This window comes from Ruminiclostridium cellobioparum DSM 1351 = ATCC 15832 (assembly GCF_000621505.1).
GTDB classification, from domain to species: domain Bacteria; phylum Bacillota; class Clostridia; order Acetivibrionales; family DSM-1351; genus Ruminiclostridium; species Ruminiclostridium cellobioparum.
Genome location: NZ_JHYD01000001.1, coordinates 119,224 through 135,265 on the forward strand (window position 1 = coordinate 119,224; position 16,042 = coordinate 135,265).

Consider the following 16,042-nt stretch of genomic DNA (forward strand, 5'->3'; position numbering starts at 1 on the left):
TATGGAGGTTGAAATTATGCAATTATATAGAGCACATGTGCTGGTCTGTGCAGGTACGGGGTGTACTTCCTCCAACTCCTTGAAAATCATGGAGGAAATGGAGACCCTGCTCAAGGATAACAGCCTGGAAAGTGAGATAAAAATTGTTAAGACAGGCTGCTTTGGTCTCTGTGCCGAAGGTCCCATCGTTGTAGTATACCCTGAAGGTGCCATGTACACCAGGGTTGGAGTTCCAGATGTGAAGGATATTGTTGAGGAGCATTTGCTCAAGGGCAGAATTGTCAAGAGATTGCTTGCAGGGGAAAAGGAAGCCGAGGATATTTCAAAAGCACTTGAAAGTGTCGACTTTTTTAAGAGACAGCACCGTATAGCGCTGAGGAACTGTGGGCGTATCAATCCTGAAAATATCGATGAATACATAGCTTTCGACGGATATAAGGCACTTGAAAAAGTATTGACCGAAATGACTCCCGAGGCGGTTATTGACACCATTAAGAGATCAGGCTTGCGCGGAAGAGGGGGCGGAGGCTTTCCGACAGGTGTAAAGTGGGAATTTGCAGCAAAGCAGGTTGCGGATCAGAAGTATGTCTGTTGTAACGCCGACGAAGGCGATCCCGGCGCGTTTATGGACAGAAGCGTACTTGAGGGGGACCCTCATTCGCTGATAGAGGCCATGTCAATTGCAGGATATGCCATAGGCGCAACAGAGGGTTTCATATACGTTAGAGCGGAATATCCCATAGCTGTAAAAAGACTGCAAATAGCCATCGAACAGGCAAAAGAATACGGAATTCTTGGTGACAATGTACTTGGTACCGGCCATAAGTTTGATCTTGAAATAAGACTTGGAGCCGGAGCTTTCGTTTGCGGTGAGGAAACCGCATTGATGACTTCCATTGAAGGACACAGAGGGGAACCGAGGCCAAGACCTCCTTTTCCTGCTGTTAAGGGATTATGGCAGAAACCTACCATACTTAACAATGTGGAAACCTATGCAAACATTCCTGTAATAATTCTTGAAGGCGCCGAATGGTTTGCCGGCATCGGAACGGAAAAGAGCAAGGGAACAAAGGTTTTTGCACTGGGCGGAAAAATCAACAATACCGGCCTTGTGGAAGTTCCGATGGGAACTACCCTCAGAGAGGTTGTTTATGATATAGGAGGAGGTATTCCAAAGGGCAAAAAGTTTAAAGCTGCCCAGACAGGAGGACCTTCGGGCGGATGCATCCCTGCATCCCATCTGGATACACCCATAGACTATGATTCACTTATAGCCCTTGGTTCCATGATGGGCTCCGGCGGCCTTATAGTTATGGACGAAGATAACTGTATGGTTGACATAGCAAAATTCTTCCTTGAGTTCACTGTGGACGAGTCCTGCGGTAAATGTCCGCCTTGCAGAATAGGTACAAAGCGCATGCTTGAAATACTTGAAAGAATAACCGAAGGAAAAGGTGAAGACGGCGATATTGAAAAGCTCGAGCTTCTGGCTAAAAATATCAAGGCCTCGGCACTGTGCGGTCTGGGGCAGACTGCTCCAAACCCCATACTGAGCACTTTGAAATATTTCAGAGATGAGTATGAAGCCCACGTGTACCAGAAAAAATGTCCTTCCGGGGTTTGCAAATCCATGCTGCAATACACCATAGACGCCGCCAGGTGCAAAAGCTGCGGTCTGTGTACAAAAGTCTGTCCAATGAACTGCATAAGCGGAGAAAAGAAGGTTCCGTATGTGATAGACCAGAGCAAATGCGCAAAATGCGGCGCTTGTATGGAAAAATGTCCATTCAAGGCCATAGCGAAAATATGAGGGAGGAGAGTGCGATATGTCAATGGTTAATATAACAATAGACGGCAAAAAACTGCAGGTTGAAAAGGATATGACTATTTTAGAGGCAGCGAGGCAGGCCAACATTAAAATACCAACACTTTGCTTCCTGAAGGACATTAACGAAATAGGCGCATGCAGGATGTGCGTCGTTGAAATAAAGGGGGCAAGGGCACTCCAGGCAGCATGTGTTTATCCTGTGGCCGAGGGACTTGAAATATATACCCAGAGTCCAAATGTAAGAGAAGCAAGAAAGGTAACCCTGGAATTGATTTTATCCAATCATGACAAGAAGTGCCTCACCTGCGTCAGAAACAGGAACTGTGAGCTTCAGACCCTGTCGGAGGAATTGAATATCAACGAACTTAGATTTGAGGGCCAGAGCACGGATATGCCGCTGGACAATTTTTCACCTTCAATAGTAAGAGATCCCAATAAATGCATACTTTGCAGACGTTGTGTAAGCGTGTGCAGGAATGTTCAGACCGTATCGGTCATAAGTGCTGCAGAAAGGGGTTTCAAGTCGGTAATTTCCTGTGCTTTTGACAAATCCCTGGCTGATGTGCCCTGCACCATGTGCGGACAATGTATAAGTGTCTGTCCCGTAGGTGCCTTGAAAGAAAGGGATGATACCGGCAGAGTCTGGGAGGCGCTGGCAAATCCCGAACTGCATGTGGTGGTTCAGACTGCTCCTGCCGTAAGGGTGGCAATTGGAGAGGAATTCGGTTTGCCTATCGGCTCCAGAGTCACCGGTAAAATGGTTTCGGCGTTGAGCCGCCTGGGCTTTGCAAAGGTTTTTGACACCGATACCGCTGCCGATCTCACAATCATGGAGGAAGGCACCGAACTGCTGAACAGGATCAGGAACGGGGGGAAACTTCCGGTCATAACTTCCTGCAGCCCCGGATGGATCAAATTCTGCGAGCACAATTATCCTGAATTTCTGGATAACCTGTCCTCCTGCAAATCGCCCCATGAAATGTTTGGAGCCGTTCTGAAAACCTATTATGCAGAAAAAACGGGTATTGATCCCGCTAAGATATTTGTTGTTTCAATCATGCCGTGTACCGCAAAGAAGTTCGAGGCGCAAAGGCCGGAATTGTCGGCGGCAGGCTTTGCTGATGTGGATGTTGTACTCACTACCAGAGAGCTTGCAAAAATGATAAAGGAAGCGGGAATAGACTTTAACAGTCTGGAAGACGGCCAATTTGATGATCCCATGGGTGAAGCAACAGGTGCGGGGGTTATTTTCGGAGCCACCGGCGGCGTAATGGAAGCAGCCCTGCGTACAGTGGCCGAAATCGTATCGGGAAAATCCTTTGATCTTGTGGAATATGCTGCTGTCAGGGGAATTGAAGGCATCAAGGAAGCTACCATAGAGATAGGCGGCATGAAGGTGAGAGCCGCCGTTGCAAACGGTCTGGGCAATGCGAGAAAGCTGCTGGACAGTATCAAGGCAGGAGAGGCACAGTATGATTTTGTTGAGATCATGGCTTGCCCCGGCGGATGTGTAAATGGCGGCGGACAGCCGATACAGCCTTCATCGGTCAGAAGCTGGACCGACCTCAGAGCTGAAAGGGCGAAGGCAATATACCGGGAGGATGAGAGCCTCACCATCAGAAAGTCCCATGAGAACCCAATCGTACAGGAAATGTATGAAAAATATTTTGGTGAGCCCGGAAGCCATAAGGCCCATAAGGTACTGCACACACACTATGTACCGAGAGAAAATTATCCTGAAATAACAAATAAATAATTAACTTATTGGTTATTATAAGTCCTGAGTTTCAATTTGATGAATTGAAGCCCGGGACTTATTTTTTGTCAATAAAAATTTTTACACAAACTTTACACCAGTATAATTTGAAATCATAACAAGCCGGTTATTCTGTAATTAAAGAATATAATATTGCACAGGAGCGATAACATATGCCTAGTATAGCTGCTCATTATTATTTCGGACAGGAGATATTAAAAAAGATAAATAAGGATAATTCTGAAATAGGTGAATTTATTCATAATTACAGGGCTGTATTCAATCTGGGCTTGCAGGGACCCGATCTGTTATTTTATTATAAGCCGTATATGAATAACAAAATAAATATACTGGGGGAGGAAATTCATTTCCGTCCTGCCAGAGACCTGGTTGGCAGTGCGGCTGTAAATATCAGACAGGAAAAAAGCAATGCCGCACTTGGGTATCTGATGGGGCTGGCCTGCCACTTTGTGCTGGACAGCGGCCTGCACGGGGAAATAACCCAATATGCCCCTGATATAAGAGAGCATCTTCTGCTGGAAGCCGAGATGGACAGGCAAATCATTAAAGGGAATTACAGCAGCAAGCCTCACACTTTTAACAGATATCAGCTGGTAAAATCAACAAATAAAAAATGGGATTTTCTGAAACTGGTCTATCCGCAAATTGAAGCAAGGCATTTAAAAGAGTGTGTGAACAGTATGGGCTTCTACCTGATGATATTGTTTTGCAGGTGGGATATCAAGAAAAAGCTCCTTGAGTTTGCAGAAGGCCTTTCGGGCAAAAAAGGTCCTTTTACAGCTCTGATTGTGGACAGCAAGGAAAATAAACACTTTCAGCCATATGCGAAAAAATTGTGCTGTGATATGAAGGACATAGTTTCAGATGGTCTGCTTGCAGTTGAGAATATATATGAAACAACAATATACAATGCACCGTTGAACTGTATGTTCAACCGGAATTTCGGATGACAAATCAAAAGAATAAAAGTTCATGCTGCCGGTATTGCTGAAAAGCTCACCGGCTTTTTTATATCCAAATGGCCGTATCCTGCCGGTGCAAAAAATAGTCCATATTTTATTTGTGAAATCTGAATATAATTGCTGTTCAATTCGGGATACAATAAAGACAAATCAACAAATGAACAGGGGGAAACAGAATGAAATACGGAAAGAAGCTATTGACAATGAGTCTGGCGGTTATGATGTCCATGGCATTTGTTCTGACAGGCTGCGGAGGAGAAAAGCCGGCCGAAAGCGGCAGCAGTACTTCGACGGATACGACTTCGGCTCCAAAGAAAAATGTTACATTGAGTATTGTTATGGCAAAGGGCTGGGAAAAGCCTGCAATGCATGAACTGTTCCAGAAGTATACCGACAAGACAGGCGTACAGTTTGATGTTCAGGTATTGCCTGATGACAAAGCCTCTGAAATCATTAAAACCAAATTTGCAACAAATGAGTTCCCGGATATTATGGTTAATTCAGCGTCGGTATTGGAACTGAACTATATGATGCCTGAACAAAAGCTGGTGGACCTCACCAATGAACCATGGGTGGACAAGCTCATCAATAAGGAAGATTTTATGGCTGAGGGCAAGGTTTGGGGACTTCCGCTCTGGGGTCAGGATTTATGGGGCTTTGCAGTTAATACCGAGGTATTCCAGAAATACAATATTCCCATCCCGAACAGTAAAGATGAGCTGTTAAAAGCCTTTGACACTTTAAAGCAAAACAATATACAGCCATTGTATCTGGGAAGCAAAGATCCCTGGATGGTAGGGCAGATGACCAGCGGTTCGCTGTGGGCGGCCATACAGAAAGATCCCGAACTTCCGAAAAAGCTGGAGACCAATCAGGCAAAATACTCTGAAATACCGGGTTTTGTAAGCTGTCTTGCAGATTTGAAAAGCTTTAATGACAAGGGTTATCTCGGACCGAATACCATGGCAAACACCTGGGACGGACAGTTTGCAGCTTTTGCCGAGGGCAAGGCAGGCGTAGGTGTAGGATTGACTTCCTGGGTTAATGAAATTGAGAAAAAATATCCGGGGACAGCTGATAAAATAGAATTTATTCCGTTTTATATAGGGGATAATACAACAATCTTTGCAGGAACAAGCGGACAGTGGTATATACCCAAAACCGGCAAAAATGTTGATATTGTAAAGGATTTCTTTAATTTTGCCGCAGAGCAGGATAATTTAAATGCATATTACAGCAATTTGCAGTCCATATCCCCGTTCAAGGATGTTAAGGCACAAATTCCAAGTGCTGCACAAAAGCTTTCAGACAAAATCAACAGCGGGGAATATTTGACTCACCGTTCACACAATTCATTGGTGAAGGGGCAGGACTATGACGGTCTTTGCAAGCTGGGACAGGAAGTTATCATAGGTGGAAAAACACCTGAAGCTGCTGCAAAGGAATACGATACCATGAGGGCAAAAATTGCAAAATCCATTGGATTGGAAGGGTTTTAACAAGTCAGAGATTGTTTAGGATTTTCACACGGGGATAAGGTCAATGGATTTTACGGTACCTGTAAAATTGTCGGCTTTATCCCCGATGTTCAATAACGTATATTTTTCAGAGCATCAGGAAATTGAGGTGTATGACAATGAATATGAAAAAGACTTATCCCAACTATTTTTGGATAGTACCTTTTGCCATTTACACAATTCTTTTTATTTTACCGGGCCTTTTGGGGCTCATATATTCCTTTACCAACTGGACTATTTATTCCTCTACCAAGTCTTTTGCCGGACTGGAGAATTACACCAACCTGTTGAATGACAGTTTATTCAAAACAGGTTTAAAAAATACTCTGCTTTTTGCACTTATCACTACCGTGTTTAAAAATGTATTTGGTTTTGCGCTGGCTCTTGCGCTCAATACAAAGCTTAAGACCAGAAATCTGCTCAGGACGGTTTACTTTCTGCCCATGGTTTTAAGTACCCTTATAGTGGGTATTATTTTCAAATCTATTTTTATGCCCGATACCGGGCTGCTTAATGTATTTTTCTCATTTTTCAGCACAAACCTTTCGTCTACCGATTGGCTGGGGAATCCCGCATATGCCATGTGGATGGTAATACTTGTTGAAATATGGAGGGGTACGGGTTATTGCATGGTAATCTTTTTAGCCGGACTTCAGGTAATTTCCAAGGATTACTATGAGTCTGCAACAATTGACGGAGCAAACAACTGGCAGCAGTTTAAAAATATTACTCTGCCGATGATGATACCTTCATTGAATGTAAATATTCTGCTCAGCATTATTAACGGGCTTAAGGTTTTTGATATTGTCATTGCACTTACCGGAGGAGGCCCCGGCCTTTCCACCGAAGTGCTTAGTACGGGGATTTACAAATATATGGGCAACGGGGCACTTGCTACCGGAGGTGCGGCCAATATAGTACTTACACTGTTTGTTGTAGCTGTATTTGCAGTCATCAACGGTGTGTTCTCAAAACTGGAGGTGGAAAGATGAACAGGCAAAAACGCTTTTTTCAAGGTTTGGCACTGGTGGGGCTTTGGGCACTGAGTCTGTTGATTTTACTGCCTTTGCTGCTGGTGGTCATAAATTCCTTCAAGTCGTCGGCCGAAGCAGATGCCATGAATCTGCTGATGCCTAAAAGCTTTATGGTTGAAAACTTTAAAACGGTTTTAACAACGGGCTCGGTGTTCCGCTCTCTCATGAACAGCGCTTTAATTACCGGAGCAGCGGTACTTCTGTCCGTAATCCTGGGTTCAATGGCCGCATTTGTATTCAACCGCAGGCGTTCTTCTCTGAACCGGACCGTATATAATTATTTCCTGCTGGGCCTTGTCATTCCGGTACAGATAATCACCCTGATAGAGATATTGAAATATTTCCATATGATGAATAGTTATCAGGGCATTATTTTAGTTTATGTGGCAATATTCACGCCCTTGACGATTTTTCTCACCTACGGCGCGGTGTCGTCCATTCCCCGGGAACTGGATGAAGCTGCAATCGTGGATGGCTGCGGGGCACTGAGGCTGTTCTTTAAAATACTTTTTCCTTTGCTGACACCGGTGATTATCACTTCCTGTATCACGCAGTTTATGTTTATCTGGAATGATTTCCAGTACCCTTTGTACCTGCTTTCAGATACTAAGAAATGGACGCTTGTACTGGGGATTTACGGGTTTATAGGCCAATATTCCTCTGACTGGAATCTGGTTTGCGCACATATACTGATGTCGAGCCTGCCTGTTGTAATCATCTATTTGTCGGGACAAAAATATATTATTTCAGGCATGGTTTCAGGTGCGGTGAAAGGCTGACGGATACAAAGCTGTTACAGGCATACGATTGGATATATAAGTATTACTGCTGGTATAATTGTGTATGATAATATAAATATCTGTCGGATTCGGAGGTTTGGGCTTTGCTGAAAAATGTAAGTTATCTTACGAAACTGCTGTTGGCATATTCTACAATAATAGGTCTTTTGTTTCTGATTTTCATAAGTATTTATTATGAGGTTCAGGTCAAAAATTTGAAGAAATCCTCCCAGGATAATCTGATTCAGATGACTTCCAGGGTTTCGGACCAGTTTAAGGGAGTGCTGGACGAAATGAGCCGTATATCGCGCGGAGTTGCCATCAGCAGCGAAGTCCAGGCTGCAATGAATGAAATTACCCAGGATAATGCACCGGAGAATTATTTTTATTTCCACCCCCAGGGAAAAAGCCGGATACAGGATGTTATTATCGGTCTTAACGGCACGTATTTCAATAACCGCAGCTTTAATGTAATATCAAAGAACTACGACTATGTGGGGGTGGACATTTATAATGGTGTAACACTGGACAAGAAAGCCCTTTCCCGGATTACCTGGATCCGTTACGTACTTGAAAACAATATAAGCAAATATATTTCACCCGTCTCTGAGGATATGTACGGAAGATCCCGGAACGAAACCTTTTCCTTCGTACGGCTGATTCAAAATGAATATAAAACCTATGGAGTAATTGATGTTCAGTTTGAAAGAACCTACCTGGATAAAATATTTACCATGGAGCTGTCGGGCTATCCGGTGCATACGGTAGTGGTGAAGGATGACAATATAATGTTTTATTCAACAGGCGGTGCCCCGGCCGGAGCCATGGAGCCGCTGGTCCGGAATTGTGAGGTGGGGCCGGGCAGCCAGACCATACAGTCAATGTCCCTGGAAGGGAAAAAGTATATCGTTTGCTCCACTTTGCTCAATGATTATGACATGAAGCTTTATTTGCTGGTCAATACCGAGCACTATCTGGCTTCTGTCAACAATACAACTACAGTTTTTGTAATATGTGCCGTTACCATCCTTGCAGCCCTGCTGCTGATTGTCTATGGGGTGACGCAAAGCCTTTACAAACCCATCAGACAACTGCGTGACAATGTGAGCCGCATTGATTATGCCACTATTTCAGTGGATTTGCAGGTAGCCGATACCAACAATGAGGTAACTCAGCTCACCCATGCCTTTGAAAAAATGCTGGAGGATATACGGCATGCAACAGGGGAATTGATGCAGCTCCGCACCAGGGAAATCCAGGCTTATTATAAAATGCTCCAGGCCCAGATAAATCCTCACTTCATGCACAATATCCTGGCGGTTATCGGAATGATGGGCAGGCAAAAAAATGCACCTGAGATTATGGACATGTGCTCTTCACTTACCAGAATGCTGAGCTACTCCACAGATACCACTCAATCAACCGTGACCATGCAGCAGGAACTGGAACATGTGTCCAATTATCTGAAATTAATGAAATACAGGTATCTTGATTATCTTGAGTACACACTGGAGATTGATGAGCGCTTAAGACAGGTGATTATTCCCAAATTTGTACTCCAGCCCATTGCCGAAAACTGCTTTCAGCACAGCCTGCAGGATGCTGAACCTCCGTACAGGATCATAATCCGGGGAAGTATTGATGAAAATGGCTGGAATATCGCCGTAGAGGATAATGGAAGGGGTTTTACAGAAGGAGCCATTGTCCGGCTGAAGGAACAATTTGAGACGGTAAACCGGGAGATTGACGAGGGAATGTTCTCCTCCGATTTCCAGATCGGCGGACTGGCTCTTATAAACACATACGGCAGATTACGCCTGTATTCCAATGGGAAGATGCGGCTTGATTTAAGCAATACCCCAGACGGAGGATCAAGAGTGGTAATTTCATTTGAGGGAGAGTGATAACTATGGCAAAACTGCTTATTGTTGAAGATGAACCGGCTATTCAGAACGGGATTATGGCAATGATCCCGGACTTGAATCTTCCCCTGCAGATTGTGGGGGCCTGCTTCAACGGAAAAAGTGCGCTGGAAAGTCTGGAAACACTTCAGCCCGATATTGTGCTTACCGATATAAAAATGCCGGGTATGAACGGTCTGGAGCTGATTCAAAAGTCCCGTGAAATTATGCCCTCCATAGAATATATTATTCTCAGCGGGTACAGTGATTTTGAGTATGTAAGGACGGCCATGCAGTACGGTGTCAATGATTATATACTGAAGCCTTTTACTTATCAGGAATTCCGGGAGGTAATGAAAAAGGTATGCGAAAAAGTTGAAAATAAAAAAATGTACAATTACAGGCGGTATATACAGGAGCTGTTGTTTAATAATCATCCTGAGAAAAATAAAGGGGCGGAGGTACCTGGAAAATACCGCTGCCATTATCTGGCCCTCCTGTGCCTGGGAGCCTTTTCGGTGCGTTCGGTGGATTTTATAACGCCTGACTATACAGTTTGGAATGCGCCGGAAATCGAAAAGCGGATCAATGATAAAATGGGACAGAGCGGACAATGCTGTGTCCTTGATGCCAAGGTGGCCAATGAGAAGATTGTTTTCCTCTCTGTCACCGATGAGAGTGTAATGCATGTAAAAAGGTTTGTCAATGAGGCAAGCAATTATGCAAAGGAACTGGATATGCCGATGACAATTGCCCTGAGCAACCCTTTTGAAGATATTGAACAGCTCAACAAAATCCACCATGAGGCCAGAATAAATCTCAGCAACCGTATTGTGCTGGGGAAAAGCAGTGTGATCATACCCGAGGATACCGCACCGATTGAAAATTATGTTGCTATCAACAGCCAGCAGCGCAAAAGCATCCATGAATTGCTGGGCAACGAAAACCTTACCGGTGTGATAGACCAGTTTTTGCTGCTGGCCGGAGAATGGCAGAAGGCCAGGCTGCCCCAGGTGATTTGTGAGTTCAGCGCTAAATATCTGGTTTCGGAAATATATAACCGGTACGATTGTCTTCAGAAGTTATATCCGCTGGAGGATTTGCTTTCAAAGGTGGAACAGGTTGTTTGTTCATCGGCCGGCTTCGGGGATTTCAAGGAAGGCATTGCAGGCCTTATGCGGGATATTGGGGAAGATGTGGTGAGATCCAAGGTAAATCTTAATGTGCATGAGGTGGTTGAACGGATTTACCAGTATATATGCCAGCATTATACAGAGGCTGTTTCTTTTGAGCAGTTGTCAAGAAAATTCGGTTACCATGCAAGTTATATTTCAAACACCTTTACAGGAATCAAGGGGATATCCCCCATGAAACTGATGACCAATCTACGGATTGCAAAGGCAAGGGAAATGCTTGCGGATTCAAAATGGCCCCTGAAGGAAATTGCCGCAATGACAGGCTACAATGATGTGAACTATTTCAGCAGGATATTTAAAGAGGTGGCGGGGGTAAGCCCCAAGCAGTACAGAAAAAATATACGACAGGGGGATGTTGATAAAATATGAGTATTTTTTTTGGAGTGGATTATTATCCCGAACATTGGCCCAGGGAGCGTTGGGAAACAGATGCCTCCATGATGCGTGAGATGGGACTGCAGGTGGCCCGGCTGGGGGAGTTCTCCTGGGCCAGGTTTGAGCCCCGCATGGGCGAATTTCATTTTGAGTGGCTGGATGAAGCAATCGAGATCCTGGGAAAAAACGGGATCAGCACTGTACTTGGTACACCCACGGCGGCGCCGCCTGCCTGGATAATCGAACAAAATCCTGAAATACTTCCGGTGGATTCCGACGGCCTGGTAAAAAGCTTCGGAGGCAGGCATCATGACTGCCAGAGCAATCCGGCCTACAGGGAGCATGTCGGCCGCCTTGTAACCGCCATGGCCGGGCACTATAGGGACAATCCGGATGTAATTGGCTGGCAGATTGACAATGAGCTGGGAAACAGCCATGAGAACCTGTGCATGTGTGATTCCTGCAAGGCACATTTTCAGCAGTGGCTGAAAAAGAAATATAAAACTGTTGAAACACTGAACAGGGAATGGGGAACCTGTTTCTGGAGCCAGGACTATGACAAATTCGAGCAGGTACCGGTTCCCAGAAAGACACCCACAGCCCATAATCCTTCTCTTTTACTGGACTGGAAGCGATTTTGCTCGGATTTGATAGTGGATTTCCAGGATTTCCAGGTAGATATTATCAGGGAAATATGTCCGCACCATTTTATAACCCATAATATGATGGGCTTATATGATAAAACCAATTATTTCGATCTGGGCAGGAACCTTGATTTTGCCTCAAACGACCAGTATCCCACGGGATATTATTTTGAAAGCGGAGAAGGACAGCCGGATTTTGAGATTTCGGCCTGCCTTGACTTTATCAGGGGAGTAAAGAAGAAGAATTTCTGGATGATGGAACTGGAAGCAGGCCCTACCGGCGGTGCCATAATAGGCAGAACGCCGCGGCCCGGCCAGCTGAGGCTGTGGACCATGCACTGTGTGGCGCACGGAGCCGATACAATAGTGTACTTCCGGTGGAGAACCTGTACTGTGGGAACCGAGCAGTACTGGCATGGGATTTTGCCCCACAGCGGTATTCCGGGCAGACGGTATGAGGAATTAAAAAAGACCATTGCAGAAATGGTTCCTGTCATGGAAGATATCCATGGAGTGGTAACAAAAGCACAGGTGGCCGTCCTCTTTTCCTATGATCAGGACTGGGCCTTTCAGATACAGCCTCATCACCCTGAGCTCAGTTATGTTGACCAGATAAAAAAATATTATGACGGGTTTTACAAACGTAATGTTCCAATGGATTTTATAAGCGAAAAGGATGATTTTACAGCTTACAGGTTGGTGATAGCACCACTGCAGATTCTCATGACACCTGAGCTGGAGGAAAAATTTGAAAATTATGTGTCCAACGGCGGAAATCTCGTGCTTACAATGCGGACGGGCGTAAAGAACATCAACAGTGTATGTGAGATGGACAGGGAACTGCCGGGGAATTTGGGCAGGCTTACCGGCCTTGTCATAAGGGATTATGACTGCCTTCTGGATATGGAGGTTGAAGTTGAATGGAAAAACGGCAGAGAGAGGGGAAAAGCCCGGAAATGGTGTGACATTGTCACATTGAAGGGGGCAGAGGCGCTTGCGGAATATAAGGGGGAATTCTATAAGGATACCTCTGCCGTTACTGTGAACGGTTTTGGTAAAGGCAAAGCTTTCTACATTGCCACAGAGCCGGATGGACCTCTGATGGACAGGCTGGCGGATTATCTGATATCGGAGCTGTCCCTCCAGAACTGGGGCACTTCACCCGATGGTGTGGAGCTCACTGTAAGGAACGGCAGAAAAAACGACTATATGTTTGCCATAAATCATACAAATAAGGCCCAAAGCCTTGAAATAGACCAGACCTGGAGGCCGGTTTCACCGGGCTGTCAGGGCACGGTCAGAGAGTACGGGGTAGAAGTTTTTACCCGGGCAGCCAGGGAGGATAAGAATGGACAATAAACTGCAGCAGGTTTTAAAGAACCGTCAGGACAATTATATATTTCCGTTTTTCTGGCAGCACGGGGAGGCTCCGGAGGTCCTTCTGGAGGAAATGAAGCGCATCCGTGAAAGCAATATTTCAGCTGTATGTGTGGAATCAAGGCCTCACCCGGATTTTGCAGGAGAGCACTGGTGGCGTGACATGGATCTCATTATGGAGGAGGCGCGCACCAATAATATGCAGGTATGGCTTCTGGATGACGACAGTTTTCCAACCGGCCATGCCAATGGAGCATTCTCAGGCGTTCACAAGAATTTGGCCAATCTTTTTCTGACAGAGTGGCATGCCGATGTGAACGGTCCCCTGGAAAGGAGTGCCATGCTGGTGGACGCCGTGCTTGGGGAAGGCGATGAACTCATAGCTGTAACGGCTTATCCCAGGACCAGCCAGGATACGGGGGACATTGATCTCAGGCAGGGTGTGGATTTGACGGCGCAGGTGCGCAACGGCTGGCTTCGCTGGGATGTACCCCGGGGGTTATGGAGGGTGTTCATAATATATACCACCCACCATGGCGACGGAAAGAGGGATTATTTTAACATACTGGATTCACAATCGGTGGGCGTACTGATTGATCAGGTATACAGGCCCCATTACGAAAGGTACCGAGAGGATTTCGGCAAAACCTTTATGGGCTTTTTTTCCGACGAGCAGGAATTTGGCAATTTGCCGGGCTATGATTTTCAGGCACGGCTGGGAAAAGGCATGAAATTCATCCCCTGGAGCGGGGAACTGAGAGAGAGATTGAAAAAACGCTGGAAGGACGGTTTCTCTATCTTTCTTGCGGCGCTGTGGTTTTATGCGGGACAGGCTACCGAAAAAATTCGGTATTCCTATATGGATGAAGTGACCCTCCAGCTGGAGGCCGCATTCTCAAACCAGATTTACCAGTGGTGCAGCCAGCGCGGCGTTTCACATATCGGACATATTATAGAGGACGACAATTCCCATGGAAGGCTGGGCTGCAGCACGGGACATTATTTTAGAAGTATTTCGGGAATGGGCATGGCCGGGATTGATGTGGTACTGCTGCAGATCATGCCCGGGCTCACCCAGACCGTCCACCAATGGGTGGCGTCCGACAGGGACGGGGAATTCTTTCATTTCGGACTGGCAAAAATGGGCAGCTCCCTGGCCCACATAGATGCAAAAAAAGAAGGAAGGGCCATGTGTGAGATTTTTGGAGCATACGGCTGGCAGGAAGGCGTTTCCCTTATGAAATGGCTGGCTGATCATATGCTGTGCCGGGGCATAAACCACTTTGTTCCCCACGCTTTTTCTCCCAAGGCTTTTCCGGACCCCGACTGCCCGCCGCATTTTTATGCCGGAGGGAATCATCCGCAATACCGGCACTTTGGGGATTTGATGGCATATATGAACCGGATGAGCCATTTGCTTTCGGGAGGACGTTATCTGGCCGAGGTTGCGGTGCTGTACCATGCCGATGCCGAATGGGCGGGCGGTGCCATGCTGTTTCAGAAGCCCCTCAGAGCATTGATGGAGCATCAGATAGAATGTGATGTTGTTCCCAATGACCTGTTTGCAGAACCTGAAAAATACGGTATGAAATTTGATACCCTGCTCCATGCGGGTACACAGGCTTACCGTGCTCTGGTAATTCCGTATTGCGAATATATTCCGCAGGCGGTGGCGCGTTTTGCAGGTGAGGCGGTACAAAAAGGGTATCCCGTATTCCTGCTGGAAGGTGTGCCCCGGGCTGTTTGCGAGGACATACCCGATGAGGCTGAAGTTTTGAAGAAGCTGGCCGCCGTCCCGGTGGCTTCACTTGAAATGCTTGCCGGAATGGTGCAGGAAGCTATAGGGCCTGCAATAAAGACTGACGGAGTTTATCCCGATCTGCGTACCTATTCCTACCGGAATGACAGCGGGATTTGCATATACTGCTTCAATGAGGGTATGGTAAATGCTGTAGATACTGTTGTAACAGCTGCATTTCAGGAATGTACGGGAAAGATTCTGAGGCTTGACGGGTGGAAGAACAGGATATATACACTGTGCGAGGGAATTTCTGAAGGAAAGACATCTTTTCGGCTGCAACTGGCACCGGGGGAGGCAACTGTTATCATTTTAACGGATGAAGCCCCGTATGCACCGCCCTTTACACCCGGATACAGCTGTGAAAAACTGCAGGGTGCATGGAAGGTATTCTGTGCAGACGTGAGTGAATATCCTGATTTCAAGTGGCTGTGCGACATCGGGGAAGAGGAAGTTTTTCCGGATTTAACCGATTGGGCGGCCGAAGGTAAGTTCAACGGCATGGTGCGCTATGAAACTGTTTTGATTGAGAAGGCAGGGCCAAGGCAGGCTGTTCTTGCACTTGAGGGACTGCCGGATGCCGTGGAGGTTTTTGTCAACGGAAAGTCCTGCGGCAGGCGAATTGGTACTCCCTATGATTTCGAGCTGGTACTGGAGCAGGGTGAAAATGTGATTGCAATTGAACTTTCAACTACACCGGTATGGCGGGCTGGAGATGCGTGGTCGGCTCTTGCGGTGCTGCCGCCCTTCGGGCTGCGGTCGCGGCCGCAGCTAAGGGTATAGGCCAGGCTTTACATTGGACTTTACCTTTATGTACAAACCTATGAATATATACGACCTATGAAAATGTGCAA

The 16,042-nt window shown here is 46.1% G+C and carries 10 protein-coding genes; all 10 read left to right on the plus strand.

Annotation, left to right across the window (positions count from 1 at the left end; all coding sequences use genetic code 11):
* The first annotated feature begins 16 nt into the window (after positions 1-16).
* The 10 genes from nuoF to T344_RS0100640 all read left to right on the plus strand — a co-directional run bounded on the left by nuoF (position 17) and on the right by T344_RS0100640 (position 15,971).
* Positions 17-1,810 (plus strand): NADH-quinone oxidoreductase subunit NuoF, encoded by a 1,794-nt coding sequence (nuoF, locus tag T344_RS0100590; RefSeq protein ID WP_027627104.1) that lies wholly within the window; start codon positions 17-19, stop codon positions 1,808-1,810.
* A 16-nt stretch (positions 1,811-1,826) separates the two neighbouring features.
* On the plus strand, positions 1,827-3,584 hold the full coding sequence (locus T344_RS0100595) for an NADH-dependent [FeFe] hydrogenase, group A6 (RefSeq protein ID WP_027627105.1): 1,758 nt from the start codon (positions 1,827-1,829) through the stop codon (positions 3,582-3,584).
* Between the two features lie 173 nt (positions 3,585-3,757).
* The gene (locus T344_RS29505) at positions 3,758-4,555 is read left to right on the plus strand and encodes a zinc dependent phospholipase C family protein (protein ID WP_027627106.1); all 798 of its coding nucleotides are present in this window, start codon (positions 3,758-3,760) and stop codon (positions 4,553-4,555) included.
* Positions 4,556-4,743: 188 nt separating this feature from the next.
* On the plus strand, positions 4,744-6,066 hold the full coding sequence (locus T344_RS0100610; protein ID WP_027627107.1) for an ABC transporter substrate-binding protein: 1,323 nt from the start codon (positions 4,744-4,746) through the stop codon (positions 6,064-6,066).
* A gap of 137 nt (positions 6,067-6,203) precedes the next feature.
* Positions 6,204-7,076, plus strand: coding sequence for a carbohydrate ABC transporter permease (locus tag T344_RS0100615; RefSeq protein ID WP_034860457.1), 873 nt, complete (start codon positions 6,204-6,206; stop codon positions 7,074-7,076).
* Positions 7,073-7,897, plus strand: coding sequence for a carbohydrate ABC transporter permease (locus T344_RS0100620; protein WP_027627109.1), 825 nt, complete (start codon positions 7,073-7,075; stop codon positions 7,895-7,897). Before T344_RS0100615 ends, T344_RS0100620 begins: the two co-directional genes overlap by 4 nt.
* 104 nt (positions 7,898-8,001) lie before the next feature.
* Entirely contained in the window at positions 8,002-9,801 is a 1,800-nt protein-coding gene (locus T344_RS0100625; RefSeq protein ID WP_027627110.1) for a sensor histidine kinase, read from the plus strand.
* Positions 9,802-9,806: 5 nt separating this feature from the next.
* Positions 9,807-11,363: a response regulator transcription factor gene (locus T344_RS0100630; protein WP_027627111.1), complete on the plus strand. Its 1,557-nt coding sequence runs from the start codon at positions 9,807-9,809 to the stop codon at positions 11,361-11,363.
* Positions 11,360-13,372 carry a beta-galactosidase gene (locus tag T344_RS0100635; protein ID WP_027627112.1) on the plus strand — a complete coding sequence of 671 codons (2,013 nt, stop codon included), beginning with the start codon at positions 11,360-11,362 and terminating at the stop codon, positions 13,370-13,372. The genes T344_RS0100630 and T344_RS0100635 overlap by 4 nt, the downstream gene beginning before the upstream one ends.
* Entirely contained in the window at positions 13,362-15,971 is a 2,610-nt protein-coding gene (locus tag T344_RS0100640; protein WP_027627113.1) for a glycosyl hydrolase family 2 protein, read from the plus strand. Before T344_RS0100635 ends, T344_RS0100640 begins: the two co-directional genes overlap by 11 nt.
* Positions 15,972-16,042: the final 71 nt, after the last annotated feature.

What these genes read in the sequence shown, in the direction of transcription:
- T344_RS0100615 (WP_034860457.1), top strand. Translation starts at nt 6,204, where the DNA reads ATGAATATGAAAAAGACTTATCCCAACTATTTTTGGATAGTACCTTTT.
- T344_RS0100635 (WP_027627112.1), top strand. Translation starts at nt 11,360, where the DNA reads ATGAGTATTTTTTTTGGAGTGGATTATTATCCCGAACATTGGCCCAGG.
- nuoF (WP_027627104.1), top strand. Translation starts at nt 17, where the DNA reads ATGCAATTATATAGAGCACATGTGCTGGTCTGTGCAGGTACGGGGTGT.
- T344_RS29505 (WP_027627106.1), top strand. Translation starts at nt 3,758, where the DNA reads ATGCCTAGTATAGCTGCTCATTATTATTTCGGACAGGAGATATTAAAA.
- T344_RS0100610 (WP_027627107.1), top strand. Translation starts at nt 4,744, where the DNA reads ATGAAATACGGAAAGAAGCTATTGACAATGAGTCTGGCGGTTATGATG.
- T344_RS0100595 (WP_027627105.1), top strand. Translation starts at nt 1,827, where the DNA reads ATGTCAATGGTTAATATAACAATAGACGGCAAAAAACTGCAGGTTGAA.
- T344_RS0100620 (WP_027627109.1), top strand. Translation starts at nt 7,073, where the DNA reads ATGAACAGGCAAAAACGCTTTTTTCAAGGTTTGGCACTGGTGGGGCTT.
- T344_RS0100630 (WP_027627111.1), top strand. Translation starts at nt 9,807, where the DNA reads ATGGCAAAACTGCTTATTGTTGAAGATGAACCGGCTATTCAGAACGGG.
- T344_RS0100640 (WP_027627113.1), top strand. Translation starts at nt 13,362, where the DNA reads ATGGACAATAAACTGCAGCAGGTTTTAAAGAACCGTCAGGACAATTAT.